This window comes from Paraglaciecola sp. QJM3NY_14 (assembly GCF_056173245.1).
This window is the reverse complement of the sequence record NZ_CM149664.1, coordinates 3138661-3153890: the sequence shown is the minus strand read 5'-3', so window position 1 is coordinate 3153890 and position 15230 is coordinate 3138661. Positions and strand designations below refer to the sequence as shown.

16 protein-coding genes and 1 pseudogene are annotated in these 15230 nt (G+C 44.8%); 12 read left to right on the top strand and 5 right to left on the bottom strand.

Going from position 1 to position 15230, the window contains the following annotated elements:
- The first annotated feature begins 395 nt into the window (after positions 1-395).
- Positions 396-614 carry an addiction module protein gene (locus tag AC0VYA_RS13330; RefSeq protein WP_475488585.1) on the top strand — a complete coding sequence of 73 codons (219 nt, stop codon included), beginning with the start codon at positions 396-398 and terminating at the stop codon, positions 612-614.
- A 545-nt stretch (positions 615-1159) separates the two neighbouring features.
- Here the strand turns inward: AC0VYA_RS13330 and AC0VYA_RS13325 are convergent.
- The gene (locus tag AC0VYA_RS13325) at positions 1160-1765 is read right to left on the bottom strand and encodes a short chain dehydrogenase (RefSeq protein ID WP_475488584.1); all 606 of its coding nucleotides are present in this window, start codon (positions 1763-1765) and stop codon (positions 1160-1162) included.
- Positions 1766-1928: 163 nt separating this feature from the next.
- Here AC0VYA_RS13325 and AC0VYA_RS13320 point away from each other — a divergent pair, with 163 nt between their 5' ends.
- A complete protein-coding gene (locus tag AC0VYA_RS13320; RefSeq protein WP_475488583.1) occupies positions 1929-2810 on the top strand; it encodes a LysR family transcriptional regulator in 882 nt (293 codons plus the stop codon).
- A 212-nt stretch (positions 2811-3022) separates the two neighbouring features.
- Here the strand turns inward: AC0VYA_RS13320 and AC0VYA_RS13315 are convergent, their stop codons facing one another.
- Positions 3023-3892, bottom strand: coding sequence for an EamA family transporter (locus AC0VYA_RS13315; RefSeq protein ID WP_475488582.1), 870 nt, complete (start codon positions 3890-3892; stop codon positions 3023-3025).
- A gap of 656 nt (positions 3893-4548) precedes the next feature.
- Here AC0VYA_RS13315 and AC0VYA_RS13310 point away from each other — a divergent pair.
- From AC0VYA_RS13310 to AC0VYA_RS13300, 3 genes are all read left to right on the top strand, one after another.
- The gene (locus AC0VYA_RS13310; RefSeq protein ID WP_475488581.1) at positions 4549-5058 is read left to right on the top strand and encodes a DUF6265 family protein; all 510 of its coding nucleotides are present in this window, start codon (positions 4549-4551) and stop codon (positions 5056-5058) included.
- An 895-nt stretch (positions 5059-5953) separates the two neighbouring features.
- Positions 5954-6358, top strand: coding sequence for a hypothetical protein (locus AC0VYA_RS13305; RefSeq protein WP_475488580.1), 405 nt, complete (start codon positions 5954-5956; stop codon positions 6356-6358).
- 139 nt (positions 6359-6497) lie between these two features.
- Positions 6498-7082, top strand: a complete 585-nt coding sequence (locus tag AC0VYA_RS13300; RefSeq protein ID WP_475488579.1) for an ion channel — start codon at positions 6498-6500, stop codon at positions 7080-7082.
- 380 nt (positions 7083-7462) lie between these two features.
- Here AC0VYA_RS13300 and AC0VYA_RS13295 read toward each other — a convergent pair whose 3' ends face one another.
- Entirely contained in the window at positions 7463-8770 is a 1308-nt protein-coding gene (locus AC0VYA_RS13295; RefSeq protein ID WP_475488578.1) for a patatin-like phospholipase family protein, read from the bottom strand.
- Between the two features lie 362 nt (positions 8771-9132).
- Between AC0VYA_RS13295 and AC0VYA_RS13290 the strand changes: the two are divergent.
- A pseudogene (locus AC0VYA_RS13290) lies at positions 9133-9207 on the top strand (hypothetical protein); the annotation flags it as partial.
- A gap of 162 nt (positions 9208-9369) precedes the next feature.
- Here the strand turns inward: AC0VYA_RS13290 and AC0VYA_RS13285 are convergent.
- Positions 9370-9711, bottom strand: a complete 342-nt coding sequence (locus AC0VYA_RS13285; RefSeq protein WP_475488577.1) for a 5-carboxymethyl-2-hydroxymuconate Delta-isomerase — start codon at positions 9709-9711, stop codon at positions 9370-9372.
- Between the two features lie 96 nt (positions 9712-9807).
- Complete coding sequence (locus tag AC0VYA_RS13280; RefSeq protein ID WP_475488576.1) at positions 9808-10353, bottom strand: hypothetical protein; 546 nt, start codon at positions 10351-10353, stop codon at positions 9808-9810.
- Between the two features lie 259 nt (positions 10354-10612).
- Between AC0VYA_RS13280 and tatA the strand changes: the two genes are divergently transcribed.
- The 6 genes from tatA to AC0VYA_RS13250 all read left to right on the top strand — a co-directional run bounded on the left by tatA (position 10613) and on the right by AC0VYA_RS13250 (position 15159).
- Entirely contained in the window at positions 10613-10819 is a 207-nt protein-coding gene (gene tatA / locus AC0VYA_RS13275) for a twin-arginine translocase TatA/TatE family subunit (RefSeq protein WP_041713846.1), read from the top strand.
- Between the two features lie 54 nt (positions 10820-10873).
- Positions 10874-11302, top strand: coding sequence for a Sec-independent protein translocase subunit TatA/TatB (locus AC0VYA_RS13270; protein ID WP_475488575.1), 429 nt, complete (start codon positions 10874-10876; stop codon positions 11300-11302).
- Positions 11299-12090: a twin-arginine translocase subunit TatC gene (tatC, locus tag AC0VYA_RS13265; RefSeq protein ID WP_475488574.1), complete on the top strand. Its 792-nt coding sequence runs from the start codon at positions 11299-11301 to the stop codon at positions 12088-12090. Before AC0VYA_RS13270 ends, tatC begins: the two co-directional genes overlap by 4 nt.
- 183 nt (positions 12091-12273) lie before the next feature.
- Entirely contained in the window at positions 12274-13728 is a 1455-nt protein-coding gene (locus tag AC0VYA_RS13260) for a PhoX family protein (protein ID WP_475488573.1), read from the top strand.
- Between the two features lie 137 nt (positions 13729-13865).
- Positions 13866-14426 (top strand): PEP-CTERM sorting domain-containing protein, encoded by a 561-nt coding sequence (locus AC0VYA_RS13255; RefSeq protein ID WP_475488572.1) that lies wholly within the window; start codon positions 13866-13868, stop codon positions 14424-14426.
- Positions 14427-14847: 421 nt separating this feature from the next.
- The gene (locus tag AC0VYA_RS13250; protein ID WP_475488571.1) at positions 14848-15159 is read left to right on the top strand and encodes a hypothetical protein; all 312 of its coding nucleotides are present in this window, start codon (positions 14848-14850) and stop codon (positions 15157-15159) included.
- The last annotated feature ends 71 nt before the right edge of the window (positions 15160-15230 follow it).

The window sequence follows — 15230 nt, the reverse complement described above, 5'->3', positions numbered from 1 at the left end:
TGTCATTTTACCGAGGAAAGGGAAGGCGTTGTCAGATACAGGTTGAGGCTAAACGGCTTAACACGTTTTTATTCATACAAGTAAAAATACGACGGGGATTCTATACGAAAGCACGCACATTAACAGGGGAGTCATGGCACTTTATCTTGTCAATTTATCAGGTAAGCCGCTAAAAATTATCACATAGGCCAGCGGAAATAACCCTAATGACTTGTTTGCTGCGGTGATTTTGTAATAGGGCTGTGGTTTATATGAATTTGAGTTACTCTCAAACAATGGTCTCACCGAGCGATCATGTTTAATGATGAGATAGCTATCAATCAGCTTGAAAACTTGCATCTTATTTCCTTTCGTTTTGATGGTATTATGGACCGGAATTTATTGGAGACTCAAATATGTCCGGTGCGCTTAAAATCATGCTTGAAAACATCGAGCAATTAAGTACAAAAGAGAAAGCACTTGCTGCCCATTGTCTTTTAACCGCTATGGATTCAACTGCCGAAGATGATGTTGAAATCCAGTGGTTAAAGCTTGTAGAAGCGCGAAGTGCTGAATTAGAGTCTGGGAAGGTAGAAGGTATCTCTTGGAGGGATATCAAACAGGATCTTATTTAGTCGACGTTCTCTGTTATTTTTCATCCTGATGTCGCAGTTGAAGTAAAAGCATCATTTGATTGGTATCAGGAGCAATCTCTTGGACTAGGTCACGAGTTTGTTCACGAAATAGAAGAATCAATAGCGTCAATTCAATCGTTACCTGCCGCGTGGTCAAAGATGGGGCAAACTCATCGTCGTTTTGTTTAAGCCGTTTCCCATATTCTATTGTTTACAAGATTATTGAAAATCATCAAATTAATATTGTTGCCATAATGCATAATCATAGAAAACCAGGATATTGGTATATACGTGGTTAATATAAATTTTATATTCTAAATGCGATTTGCGATTTGCGAATGAGAATGGTGGTAAGCATTCTTCGCTGTCTTCATTACGCCTGCAATGGTGAGCCAGAATGCTAACCACATCTTATGTTAAAGCTCATTTGCATACAGGCATTCAACACACTCTAAAAGTGCGTTGAATGCCCGGTAATTCTCTTTACGTTCTCGGCGCTCTTTGCAGATATCGACATCCTTTGTACGTTCTGGACAGCTAAAGCGCTAGGCGTCGACGACGATGACTTCGCCTGTGATGAAGCCGTCTACTGAGCGTTCGAACGCTTTGCCGACCAATTCGCTTGGTACAGGCTGAAAGCCTGGCATCATTTCACCGTAAACGTCCCATGCTTCTGTGAGTACCGTTGGGTTGACCACGTTGATACGGGTGTTTCGTGGCATTTCCAGTGATACGATTTTAGCAAAGGTATCAATGGCGCCGCTGGTAGTGGCATCGGCAATCGCAAAGGGGATGGGCTTTTTATTTAAGATGCCGCTGATTAGGGTGAACGAGCCGCTGTCAGCGATGTACTCTTGCCCAATGCGAACTAGGTTGATTTGGCCCATCATTTTGCTCATCACTGTGGTCATCCACTGTGCTTCTGTCATCTCACCGAAGGTTGCGTACTCACACACACCAACAGTGTTCACAACTGCATCAAAGTGACCTACTTTTTCATACAGCTCACGAATGGACGCTTCGCTGGTGATATCCACTATGTGGTCAACGTCGCCAGAGCGCCCAGCAGTGATAACGTTGTGTTTACCAAGCCCGGTTAATGCTGCTTGCCCCATTTTGCCCAATGCACCAATTAAAATTACTGTTTTCATTTGTCTCTCCGGTTGTGTTTAGTCATTTGATGGCAGGATATTAGTGACTATTCACAACAAGTAGAAACAACGTTTTTTTGTTAGTGATACAGGATAAATTGGTTAAGTGTTAGCATGCTACCGGTATTTGGATAAAACGCGAACTGCTTGGCCGAGGAATAATATGAGCAAAATAGACAGGTTAGATATTAAACAACTCAGGATTTTTCAGGCGCTGATACGCGAGAAAAATGCGTCAAAAGCGGCCAGTCAACTGGGCTTAACCCAGCAAGCGGTAAGCGAACAGTTAAAGAAGCTACGCGATGTGTTCGACGACAGGTTGTTTCTGCGAAAAACCAACGGCTTTATTCCTACACCACTGGCGGAACAACTTTCCGTTGATATCGATAAACTATTGAACGGTTTTCAGGCACTGTTATCGCCAAAAGTGTTTAACCCAAAAACCATCAGTGGTGAGTATGTTATTTCCGCCACGGATTATGCGCAACAGGTTGTATTGCCTAGTTTAATTGCAAAACTTAGAGTTGAGTCGCCACATTTGAAAATCATCGTTCGCGATTTTGAAATCGACACACTTCATGACTTAATGCAAAGCGGTAAAGTGAACTTGGCGATTGCTTTTCCTGATTATATCCCTGATAGCTACCCCATCATCAACTTGTTTGAAGAGCACCATGTTTGTGTGGCATCTCGCCATGCTTCTATCGCGACGCAAAGCCCATCGCTGGCTGAGGTGGCAAGCTACCCAAGTATTATTGCGTCACCTTCACGGCCAAACTTTAAAGGCTCAATTGATGACTGGTTTAAAGGGTTTGGTTTGAAACGCAATGTGGTGGTGTCAGCCCCGTGCTTTTCTATTGTGCCCATGTATTTGAACACCACAGACTCCATCGCCTTTTTGCCCTCCAGAGCAATTAAAGGCCTAGATTTAGTCGAAATTGAACTTGAGCATTGCCCCGAGCCATTCGATGTTATTGCTGCTTGGCATCCCAGATACAATGACGAGCCACTGCAAAAATGGATTATCTCGAAGTTAACCGATTAACCTGTCGCCGCAAACTTAGCCACAAGAAGTGGTGACTAGGCTTAAAAACCTGGGTTAGTCAGCTGCCATTATTATTAAAGTGAATGCCGAATCAAAGTGAATGCCGGTTGTCGTGTTAGTTTTGCATAGCCAGTGAGCTGCGCCAAGAGAGTAACAGCCTTGAGCGGGCAATCGCCCTGAGCGCGCTACAGCCTTGTCTTTTCGCGCAACGACTACACGCCCATATCGACCGCTTTTTTAGGGGTAAAGCTACTGCCGATTGACGCTACAATCACCAAGGCAATGGCAGCCCATTGCAACAGGCTCAAGTGCTCGCCCAAAATAGCCAAGCCCGCCAAGGCCGCAATGGCGGGCTCTAAACTCATGAGTACGCTAAACGCTTGTGTCGGCATATTTCTAAGAGCGACCATTTCCAAAGAGTAGGGTAGGGCGCTAGATAACACTCCCACCAATAATCCTAGAGGCAGTACTTCCCAGCTAAATAAGGCTAAGCCTTGGGTCACCGCGCCAACGGGGACCAGCACAATGGCTGCCACCGTCATGCCTAAAGCGACAGTGATGCCACCAGAGGCTTGTTTCCCTGTACGGGTGCCAAATAAAATATAACCTGCCCAGCATGCACCAGCACCTAATGCCATCAGTGCGCCGGTAAGGTCGAGGCCCTGTGCGCTGGATAAATCAGGCATTAGCAGTACGATCCCCGCTATGGCGCAAGCGACCCACAATAGGTCACTTTTTCGTTTAGATGAAAACAAAGCCACAGCCAGCGGGCCGGTGAATTCAAGGGCAACTGCAATCCCTAAGGGAATACGTTCAATCGCCAAGTAGAACAGAATATTCATACCGCCTAAGCACAGGCCGTAAACAATAATGCTGCGCCAATCTCGCCCCTGAGGGAGTGCTCGCCATGGACGAAATACTAACCAAAGTACCGCAGCAGCAAATCCTAAACGCAGTGCCGTGGTGCCTTCTGGGCCAACGATAGGGAAAAGCTGCTTGGCTAAAGACGCACCAGACTGAATAGTCACCATAGCGAGTAATACACTGCCCACAGCCGTTAGAAGTACACGATTAATTTGCATCGAGAAACTACCCAAAAAGAATTAATAATCGAAGTGACGGCATTCTACCTGATGAAATGGGAATTCACACTTTATGGGCTTCGCTTATTTATCGCCTTCGGCTATCAGAGCATACGCTTTGCGTACTTATGTGCTGCGCACACGTTATGCACTGCGTGCACTTATACGCTTCGCTCACGTTATGCACTGCGTGCACTTATGAGCCTCGCTCACTGAGCACAGCTACGCTGTTTATGCACTTCGTGCACCAGCATCCATGCTGGGTATGACAGACCATCCATGGTCAGCCAGTCACTTTTTCAAAAGACGACAAAGTAACCAAAAAGTCTTTTGCTCCAACAAACTTTCTCCACCGCCAAAAGTAACGGCTTTAATGTCAGAGCGGCGTGAGGAAACATCCCTGTAAAGCAACACGCCTTGTCCAGACGTCCATGTCTGGTCATCTGACAAACCGTTACTTCTATCCGGAAAGTTTGAGTCGCGTGTAAATCAAAAGCAGCGACTCTGTCGCCAAAACAGTATTAACAGGACAGCCATGTTAATAATTTCGGCGTTTTGAGCCGCGAAAAACAACAAAACCCATTCCAAAGTAGAAAGACTATACTTTTGCCGAAAGCGAAATTTGATGTAAATACGCACTATACAAGGGATAAAAAATGATAAAGAAAAGTCTGCTTTGTTTGCTTATGCTGGTTTGCTTTAATGGAATAGCACAAGGCAAATTCCCGAATCTGATGTTCTTAGATGATAAGCAGCAATCACCTCGCGCAGATCTTAGTGCGGTGAATTGGCTGGCAGGCCACTGGCGTGGTGAAGCCTTTGGTGGGCTTATTGAAGAGATATGGTCGCCCCCTCTTGGTGGCAGCATGATGGGCGCATTCAAGCTGGTGGTTGAAGGCCAAGTACAGTTCTACGAAATTGAAACCCTATCAGAGGTCAATGACACACTCATATTCAAATTAAAACACTTCAACAAAGACTTAACCGGTTGGGAAGAGAAAGACAAGACAGTGGATTTTGCGTTAGTCAAAGTGACGAAAAACAAGGTGTACTTCCACGGCTTAACCCTTGAGCGTGTTAGCGGCAATGAAATGAATATTTATGTGGCCATTGAAGACAGCGGCAACACCACAGAGGAAAAGTTTTCGTATAAACGGGTGAGGTAAACAGGAGTCAGAGTAAATCTGTCACTGACTCTATTGATTACATGAATAAGTCTAAACAGAATCTGCCAGCTCTGATTTACAAGACTCAATCAAATCTGACAGTCTCATATGTGCCAATAGCGGTCGTTATAGACCTAAAATATTAATGACAGCTCTGTACGTAAAGCGGAAGTTAGCGCTAGAAAAATTGACTGACGTCAATGAGCGATCAGGAGTCCCTCGACTGATTCTACCCTTCTGCATTCAGTCAAATAGCTGACTAAAATATTTTTGATTATTTAGGCGTAAACCCCTGTTTGAATATACAAGTTAAAGGGCTTTCCCATATATTCAGGAAAACGACCCAATCGCTCGTTTTTGTTCTTATCATTTTATCCAGATCGCCAGTTTTCCTTTATGTAGCAATATGATAGTTAGTTTGGTATTAATAGCTGAAGTATAAAAGTGAGCGATGCGTCGGCAGAAAAACGCGCAAATCGCGCTATATTAAATTGTTCTGGTGGAATTGGAAAGAAGGAAACCTAGATAGTATAGTCCTTACAGAGGGTTTTGCTGTATAAATAATCAGTATAATTAAGCCGGTTTTAAGGACAATAAAATCTAGCAGAGAAACTTGACGGGACTACACTGTATTTCAATCCCTTAAGCTTAACTTAGTGGCTGTTGAAATCGGCGTTATTTCCAATCAGACCACAAGTTAAGCTTAAGGATCTGCTCTCTCTTGCAAGTACTATTTTTTCGAATTTTCCAATCTCCGCAGCCAAAACGACTAATGTCAGGCTGCCACAGAACAAGTCAATGAAAACGACCCCGCCCGCTTGGCATTTTCTATTGCAAACAACGCAATAAAACTGCCAAACTGGCTTCACATTTTATTGAGGCGTTAGGTACCCTGATGAAGAGTCTCATCACAATTATAGCTTTTGCGTTGTTATCATGTGAAGTAATAGCTACAACAGTAATCTGCAATCCGAAAGTTGATGGCCGTATAAATTCAGAAGAAGTCCTTTCAATATATAAAGTACCCGATGGTGTTCAGTATGTATTTTCGGTGGAGTCCGAATTCAGAAACCTCGAATATAAAGGCTCCATGGTTCTTGTGGGGGATATAAATAACCCTGATTTACTATTCTTCCCAGATCTTGAAAAGGCTGATGATGAAGAAAATTGGCTAACAGGTTTGTTTTACCACAGAACCATTTTAAAGGATGCTGTTTTAATCGTAGAGTACGGCGATTATTGCAGTGGAAATGGCTATGAGGTTTCTTTTAACTTTAGTGAGAAGCCAACGGGTACCTAACAAGAGAATGAATCGTGATTCGCCTTAGTTTGTCATTTTTAGTTGCAAACAGCGCAATAAAATTGCCAAACTAAGCTCACACATTATTCAGGCGTTAGGCTCAACAATCACAGAAACATTTTTATCGGCTAAGGAATACATGTCAGATTTTCAGAAAAAAATCGAAAAAGGTGTAGTGTGGCTTATAAAGTTTAAAGTATTCACTTTGTTGTTTGAGTGGATTGCGAAAGATACGAGAAACCAGAATAAATTTTTAGTTTGGTTTAATGTTTTCAATACAAGTCTTATCTTTACTGCACTAATAAGCCCTTGGATATTTACTATTTGGATTCTGGTGGTCCCGACTTTGTTATTTCGAAGTAGCCCTTTGGCACCACTGGCTAACCTTCTTGTGATGGTTCGGGATCGTACGATTGGGTTTGCGGGGTTCATAATAACAATCTTTTTTATGATGCTTGTCTATATTTTCCTATTTGCCTGCCTATATATGATTTTTGGGGTGGTAGAAAGTCACGATAATCAGCCAATTTCTGGGCTATGGGAGCACATATATTTCAGCGTCGTAACATTTACAACATTGGGTTATGGCAATCTCGTTCCTGCAAATACTCCAGCCGAAGTAATTGCTTCATTTGAGGCTGTACTCGGGTTCGCCGTATTTGCTCTATTAATTGGCGTAGCGTCTGCAGTTGCCCTGCAGAAAGAAAATATCGATGAAGAATAGGTCATTTACATGTGGTCTAGTTGCACGTAGGTACGCATGGCAGCCTAACAAAAATCTGCACCGGACGCATATTGCTACGCTCGTTTGTGTATGTCGCGGTGCTCCATTTTACACAAACGCTCCCCGCAATATGCGCCGGTGAGCTTGGCGTTGAATGTCCGCTTTTTGTCTTGAGCGGACTACTATCGAAGTTTCGCCAATGACCGCTTTTCGTTCATAGCTGTCCGTCAGATGAACTCCAAACCTATTCACCAAAACTGTCAGATCAGATATGAGCCACTACAGATTACAGGTTTGTCTTTGAATCTATAAAACCTGCAAGGTCATTCGTTGACGCGTTGAATGACCTTACCCGTTGGCTTCTCAGATATGAGCGATGATTAGGCCGATAAGCGCTGGGGCATGGTCGCTTGTTGGCTCGCTACGAGTGCGTCAAGCGTCAGTGCATCGTATTCAGCGTCTTCAATTGCTACGTCTTCACCTGCAATTGCTTTAAGCGCTATCTCTTCAACTACTACCGCTTCAGGTGCTTTGTTTCTAAGTTCGCTCTTTTCAGGTGGGCGCTCTTGGTGACGAGCTTCGAACGCGACATTACCAAGGGTGTCATAAAGAGCTGCTTGGTCGATGCCATCTAGCTCAGCATTCTCTAGCTGGGCACTTTCTAGCTGAGCACTTTCTGGCTGGGCTCTTTCTAGTTCAGCGCTTTCAAAAGCATATTGCCCTTGCAAGAAGGCTTTGCCTGCGGCAACACCGATTTTATGATCGTGCTTAAGATCCATATCTGTACTGCCAAGCAATTTACTGTGAAGCCTTTCACCGGCAAAAATTTGCACGATTTCCACGTCAGCTGGTGGGTTGGCAATAAACGCTAATTCCTGCTGATAAGCTTGTTCGTGCTGCACCAAGTAATCAATGGTTTTTGGGCAGTAGCCTGACGCACAGACTAAGGTTCTCAGTTTGTGTACCCAGGCTGATTGTGCTTGAAACTGCGCGTCGGCCGTGCGGATAACCACGATTTTACGCGCACCTCGGTTGTAGGCTTCTATCACGGGTAATGGCGCCGCTAAACCGCCATCTAGGTAAAAGTCTGCTTGCGCCTCGACTGCGCCTGGCTCTTTGGCTGCTGTCGCGTCTGACTCATTCGCTGCAGTAGCACCTAGCCAAGGCGTGAGTTTCACCCCACGCTTGTACAAAAACGGTAACGCGCTAGAGGCTTTTAGCAACTCGCGCCATTGCTGGCTTTCGCCTGTTGGGCTTAAGAAGTACGGGTTACGATCCCGAGCATTGGTCGCGGTAATGTATAACTCACGATCGCCCAAGCTGCGTTTTGCTGTGGTGAAATCAATGGCGCGATTGGCCTCGGTGGTTTTGTCAAAATACCAGTCCAAATCCACTATGTGTTTACCCACTAAACCTCTGCCTAAATGAAAAAAGCGTTTGTGCCGTGATAACCCCCGAATCAATCGTTTGGCATAGCCTTTTTGCCGGGCCAAGTAGCTGGTCAAGTTTTGCGAGCCAGCCGAGGTGCCAAAAAACATATCAAAAGGGTCGTAGCCTTCTTCTAACCATGCATCGAGTACACCTGCGGTGAATATCCCTCGCTGCCCGCCACCTTCAGCAATCAGCGCGAGCTTAGGCTGCGCAGACTTGTTTAGGTTAATGGCGTTGGTTGAAGCTAGGGATTTCATGGTGACCTCTTATGTTTTTTTGTGATAGTTGCGCTAGAAACTTGATAACGCAATTCTAAACAAGGCCGTGGTGTTGCGATAATTGAAAGAATCAATCGCTCTGATTCATAAACTAGAACGGGCAATCAGCCCGTGTTCGAGTAGACACTAAGTGACGTAAAACACTCAATGAAAATTAAACCAAGTGCGCCTCAATCGAATACGCTAGGAGATACCAACCCTTTACTGACCATTTGTTTAAGAATGGCGTAACATTTGGTTTTTATGCTGTCGGGTTTAGGCGCGCTACGGGCGTTTAGGCGAGCAATGGGCGTTTAGATGAGTTACGGGTCTCAAATGACAACGTTGCCCAGCTTGATTATCAGGTCAGCAGAGAAGGGGAGGACATAGACCGCGTTGCTAATGCTTGGTTAAAGGACAATAGCTACTTGAATTAAGCTACGTCCAATCACCTGGTAGTAACTTGGGCTATACAAAATAGCCGCTAAATTTAACTAATAGCGGCTATTTTTAATCAAGGCGAGGAGGGCATGATTCGCTAGGATGAGACCAAAAACTGTACCAAGCGCTCGTTTAAAGGGGCGTCATTACACTTATTCTCAGAACGCAAAATCTGCAAAACTGGCCCGGTGTATATCAACTACCTCTACCGATACAAATACACTGTTCAAGGTTAGCTTTTTAAGTTCAGCTAACACAGCGTTAGAGATTTCACTCTTTTGCTCGTCGTTTCTTCCGCTTAGAATATGCGCCGAAATATGTAAAAAGTCCTTTTGCTTGTCGTGTAAACGAAAGCCACTGCGTTTTTCTATTCTGAGTTTTATCGCCTCTGGCGGAAAGTGACCGCTATTTTTAGCCCCTTCAAAGACGCTGTCCATCAGCGTGTCTTCATTAATTTGTTGTTCTAACGGCGCACTGTATTCGATAACAAAATTTGGCATTCAAGTTCATCCTCTTAAATCTTTGAATCGTGTTTTTATCCGCAACGCTCTGTTCAAACTCAGTTGCGATGCTTTTTAGATTAACTTGCGGCGCAGTTATTGATGTGCGTAACGCATTAGCCATTGCTGACGAGCGGTTCGCACTTCAGCGTCGCTTGGGGTATCCCCGCCAGCTAATTCTGTGGCGATTTTTTCGATGAGTTTATCTCTTTCAATGATTAATTTATCGGCGCTGGCGAATAAATCTTCGGCTTGGGGGTAAGCAGCTTTAATCGCATCGATGGTAGATAACTCATAATAAGCTTGCTCTACGGCATCATTAAACATACTGCGCTGGGCTTGAAAAACAACGAAGTCTTTGGCCATATCAGAGGCAATATAGTTAATGTCTTCTTGTGACATATCCGCTTCTTTTGCTACTGCTAGGGCTCTGTCTAACCACTGGGAAATCGCCTCTTCGTCCTGTTCTTGCAGGGCATTTTTGACCCCATCAACTAAATCAGTAGCGGTTAAAATTTGCTGACGCGAGATAACCGGTAGTGTTTCTGTTTGAGACACTGGATTTTCAGTTTGCCCTTGATTGGAAAGCCATAGGGTTACCCCAACAGCGACTAAAACAACGAGGGCGATGATAACTTTCATGTACTTACCTTTTTAAATAGCGCCGATAAAAAACAAAGATGAGGCGCACTGCTCTAGATACACCGATCGTATCACAGATGGTTTGCGGAACATTTAAGAAAAAGTAAACCTATGGAAAATCGGTATTCAATAGATAGCAGCCCCAAAGCCGCTTCCACTCGATAGACATGTTAAGTTCATATTTTTGTCACCCCTAGGTCATATTTCGGCGCCATTCTTTTTAGCCTGTAACGTTAAACTTATTTTAAGGAATACAAGCATGAGCTTAAGTGTTTGGCAGTTGGTATTGGTGGCCTTGTTGTTTATTTTGCTATTTGGGCGGGGCCGTATTCCAGCCCTAATGGGCGACTTAGCCCAAGGGATCAAGAGTTTTAAACGTGGAATAAGCGAAGACGAAAGTCAGGACGAGCAGGGCGTTGAAAAAACGTCAGGCGAAACCCTAGAGAAAAAGTCTCCTACTTTGTGAAGCACTGCCTTTTACCTTGAAAGTACTGTCTACCTTGTTTACCGGAGCGAAAAAATGTTCGATCTAAGTTGGTTAGAGCTGAGCTTTGTTGCTGCTTTGGCGTTGATTGTTATCGGTCCAAAGGACTTGCCCAAGCTGTTTAGCATGATGAGTCACGTGATGAATAAATCTAAACGCATGCTCAACGATGTTAAGGGCAGCGTTAAGCAGTTGGAAAACGAAATCAATATCAGCCAAGGGCAACAGAGCGATCATTGGAGAGAGTACCTTCCTGAAGAAATTCAGCACCTGCCAGATGATTTCACCCCTGGCTCGATGTCTGCTGAGGATCACCGTGTAAGGCGGCAAGCTCATCACGCTGCCAAAGTAGCAGCGCAAGCCAAACAGCAGCAAGACAGCGAGCTTGGAGGAACAGATATTATTAGTGCGGCGAAGGTGCAAACTATAAAATCTGCTACGCAAAACAAAAAGGAACAAGCATGAGTAGTGCAATGGATGCCAATAAAGCCCCGCTGCTAACACACCTTATCGAACTTAGACGTCGCTTACTGTACTGCTTTGGATTTTTTGCTCTGATGTTTGGTGGATCGTATTTTTTTGCTGAGCAAATATACCAATTTCTACAACAACCTTTACTGCAGATCTTTGGCCCCGACAGCGGTCGGCGAATGATTTACACCGGCTTGCACGAAGCGTTTTTTACATACCTTAAACTGGCATTTTTTAGCGCAACGTTTTGCACCTTGCCCATCACCCTAATTCAAGTTTGGAAGTTTATTGCCCCCGGTATGTATCAACAGGAGCAAAAAGCCCTTTCACCGCTTTTTATTGCCACGCCCATTCTATTTATAGGCGGCGCGGCACTGGCTTTTTATCTGGTCATGCCATTAGCGTGGGAGTTTTTTATTAGTTTTGAATCACTAGGCCAAGAGGATGGGATCAGCGTCGAGCTGGAAGCAAAAATGAGCGAGTACCTAGCCCTAGTGATCCGATTGATCCTCGCCTTTGGCCTATGTTTCGAATTGCCTGTGCTGTTGTTGGTGCTCGCCAAAGCGGGGGTGGTAGACGCCGACATGCTTAAAACGTATCGCAAACATGCCATAGTATTAGTTTTCTTTATCGCCGCTTTGATTACCCCACCAGATTTGATTTCTCAAATTGTATTAGGAGTGCCAATTTTGCTGTTATACGAGCTGTCAATTGTATTGATAAAGCGCAGTGAGTCAGACAAAAAGCACCTACAGCAAAAACAAATGGGTCCGTCTATTTAACGACTGGGTGTGTGTCATTTTTACGCCATAAATTCGACACAAATACGCCATAAAAGCATCCTTAAATCGTAAGAAAAACGCTAACAAATTGTAATCTAATATCGCTAATTTAGTGCTTGCGGGGTTGTCGTCAACGCGCTGTTGAACCTTTGAATAAATAAAAATTAATCCTTAGGAGATACCATGTTAGACCAAGATTTAGGACCAGTAAGCGAAGGGAAAATCGAACCGGCATTTAGCCGTAGGCAAGTATTAAAAGGCGGCTCAGTGGCTGCGGCCAGTACGGCATTTATGGCGTTATCCAGTAAATCACAAGCGGCATCTTTGCCGTTTAGCAGCGCTTACGGCCCGTTGTTTCCTACTGCTGATAAAGCGACAGGCCTAATGTTGTTATCACTGCCAGAAGGGTTTGAATACACCTCATACGGATGGACAGGTCAAGTTCAAGCCGATCGATTACCCACTCCAACGGATCATGACGGAATGGGCGTAGCTGCTGTAAAAGGTAATGTTATCGCACTGGTACGGAACCACGAATGCTCCGAAGGAGAAGGCTTTCCATCATCTCCCAGAGGGAATCGCGGTGTCTATAATGAAGCACAAAATGGCGGTACCTCAACCATCATGTTTGATGTACTAAAGGGTGAGTTTTTATCTTCTTATAACAGCCTAGGTGGAACGATACGCAATTGTGCTGGTGGTGTTACACCTTGGGGCACGTGGATGTCATGCGAAGAGACTTTTCATGCCTGGAACGCAGGTCCTCAGGGCGTTAACCATGGTTACGTTTTCGAAGTCCCAGGGTTTGGTATCTCAGATGGACAACCTATCCGTGAAATGGGGCGTTTTTCTCATGAGGCAGCAGCAGTTGACCCAGCCACAGGTTTTGTTTATGAAACGGAAGATGCAGGTTCGTCTGCTTTTTATAAGTTTGAACCAGCGGGTCAGTGGGGAGATTTAAAATCAGGCGGTAAACTGTATGCGATGGTTGTAAACGATCAACCACGGGTTGACTTACGCGGTGGTTTAGTCGAAGGCACGGTGTGGGACGTGACGTGGCAAGAAGTGCCAGATCCAGATGCCATGAGTGAACGTTGTTTCGACCAAGCATTTAACGCCGCCATCATAGAGCGCGGAGAAGGTTGCTGGTACGACGACGGTAAAATTTATTTCGTTTCTACCTCGGGTGGCGCAGCTAATCTTGGTCAGGTGTTCTGCTATGACCCGCGCAAGGAGACAGTCACCATATTGTTTGAATCTCAAGACGCGCTCACCCAAGTTGATGGTCCAGATAACATCGCTATCAGCCCACGTGGCAACATGCTGTTATGTGAAGACGGCGGCTCTAATCCTAAGCGCCTTGTGGGATTAACTAAATCGGGTGACATCTTTCCATTTGCTGAGAATAACATTGCGTTAGACGAAGGTGACTTAGCCTCTATCGACAGCATTTATCCTGGCACTCAAGCTAATTTTTGGGACTCGGTGGGGGAGTCAGTTGACGGGAGCGCTCGTCGCAGCTTCACCAGCCGCGAATGGGCAGGGGCGTGTTTCCATGGCCGCTGGTTGTTCGCCAATGTGCAGTCTCCAGGCGTCACGTTTGCTATTACGGGCCCTTGGGAAAACGGCGCACTGTAGGGGCTAGCTGACTTACACCAATTCTCAATTTCAATGCTTTTTATCTGTAGGCGTTGGTGGTCATCATCAGCGCCGTTGGCACGAATGCATATCTATTCATTGGTGCCAGATGCAGGGTCTATTTAAGGAATTACACTATGAAACGCTATTTTACTCTACTTCTGATGACAGTGGCTTTATGCACAAGCACACTGGCTTCGGCATCCATTATTGCTCTACCAAACGATGGGAACGTGTCGGATTCACTGATTGGTGGCAGTGGCTGGCTTAATGAAGATACGTTCGGGGATGCACTAGACTTCGTCACTTTTGACGTCAGCAAAGATTCCCTTCTATCAATAACAAGCTCAGCGTTAATCAACTTAGGTCTGAGTGTTTATCAAGGCAGTGTAGTCAATGATTTTGCCATCCCTTTTTCAAAGGGTGGCGATTTTACTGATCTATTTGGTGACTTACATTTCATCGCGGGTAATAACCCTTTTGTGCCGGGTCTAGGGGGTAGCTTAACCGATATCGCTTTAACCGCTGGCTCATACACCTTAGCGGTTGGCGGAAACGAAGGGTTCTTTGATACCTTCACAAATTATGCTTACAACCTAAGCGTAACGCTGGATGAAGTGCCTGTCTCTGCGCCAAGTAGCTTATTTGTGTTAATGCTTGGCTTTGCGGGCGTTGCAGCTAGCCGTAAACGTTCATAAATTGCCGCTATTGCCGCTAAGTAAGTTCAAATGAGACGATGTGTAGGGCACCAGTAAAAGGTGCCCTGTATTGGGCAGCGACTCAGTTCACAACGGAGTTACGAAGCTAACTTAGCTAAGATTTCGCCCGTTCTGCAAAAGACCGCGTCAGTATTTCAACAGAGGCAATGTTAAAGACAGAGGCGCTGTGCTCATAGACTACCGCTTGGTGTGCTGCTTGTGCACAAGAAACCGACGTTCTCATTGTCTAACCGTTCATCGTTTCGGTGAATGCTTCGTGAACACCTAAGACCGATAAAATCTAGCCGTTATGCGTTAGGTGGCTAATATTTTCGCAAGTAACGAGCAGACTTTGTAACAAAGCACGTATTAAGTGGATGTTCGCTCGACCCCTAAAATGATAAATGATACGTTATAACATATGTCACATTATTCATCTCCTCGAACCCCAATCAAACCTATGATGCTGAAATATAGCGTCGTGTTTTTGCTGTTGTTTTCGTTTGCCTCGAATATCGTCTTTGAATGGCACGAGACCTCTCATTTAGCGAAAGCTGACAATCATTGTTCAGTTTGTGTCGCATTTGATGATTATGACTATCCGTTAGCGTTTTTCTCACCTCCCTTATTTGACGTTTCTCTTGCAGGAGATACGACTAAGGTAATAATCGCACAAATTATTTTGCCGTTTAGTAAAGCGGCTGGTAATCGCGATCCCCCCTCAGACTATTAGCTTACTCATATTTACTTAATTGGCCGATTTTCATTTCGAAAACCGGTGTGTATTCATGCTCTCAAGAGAAA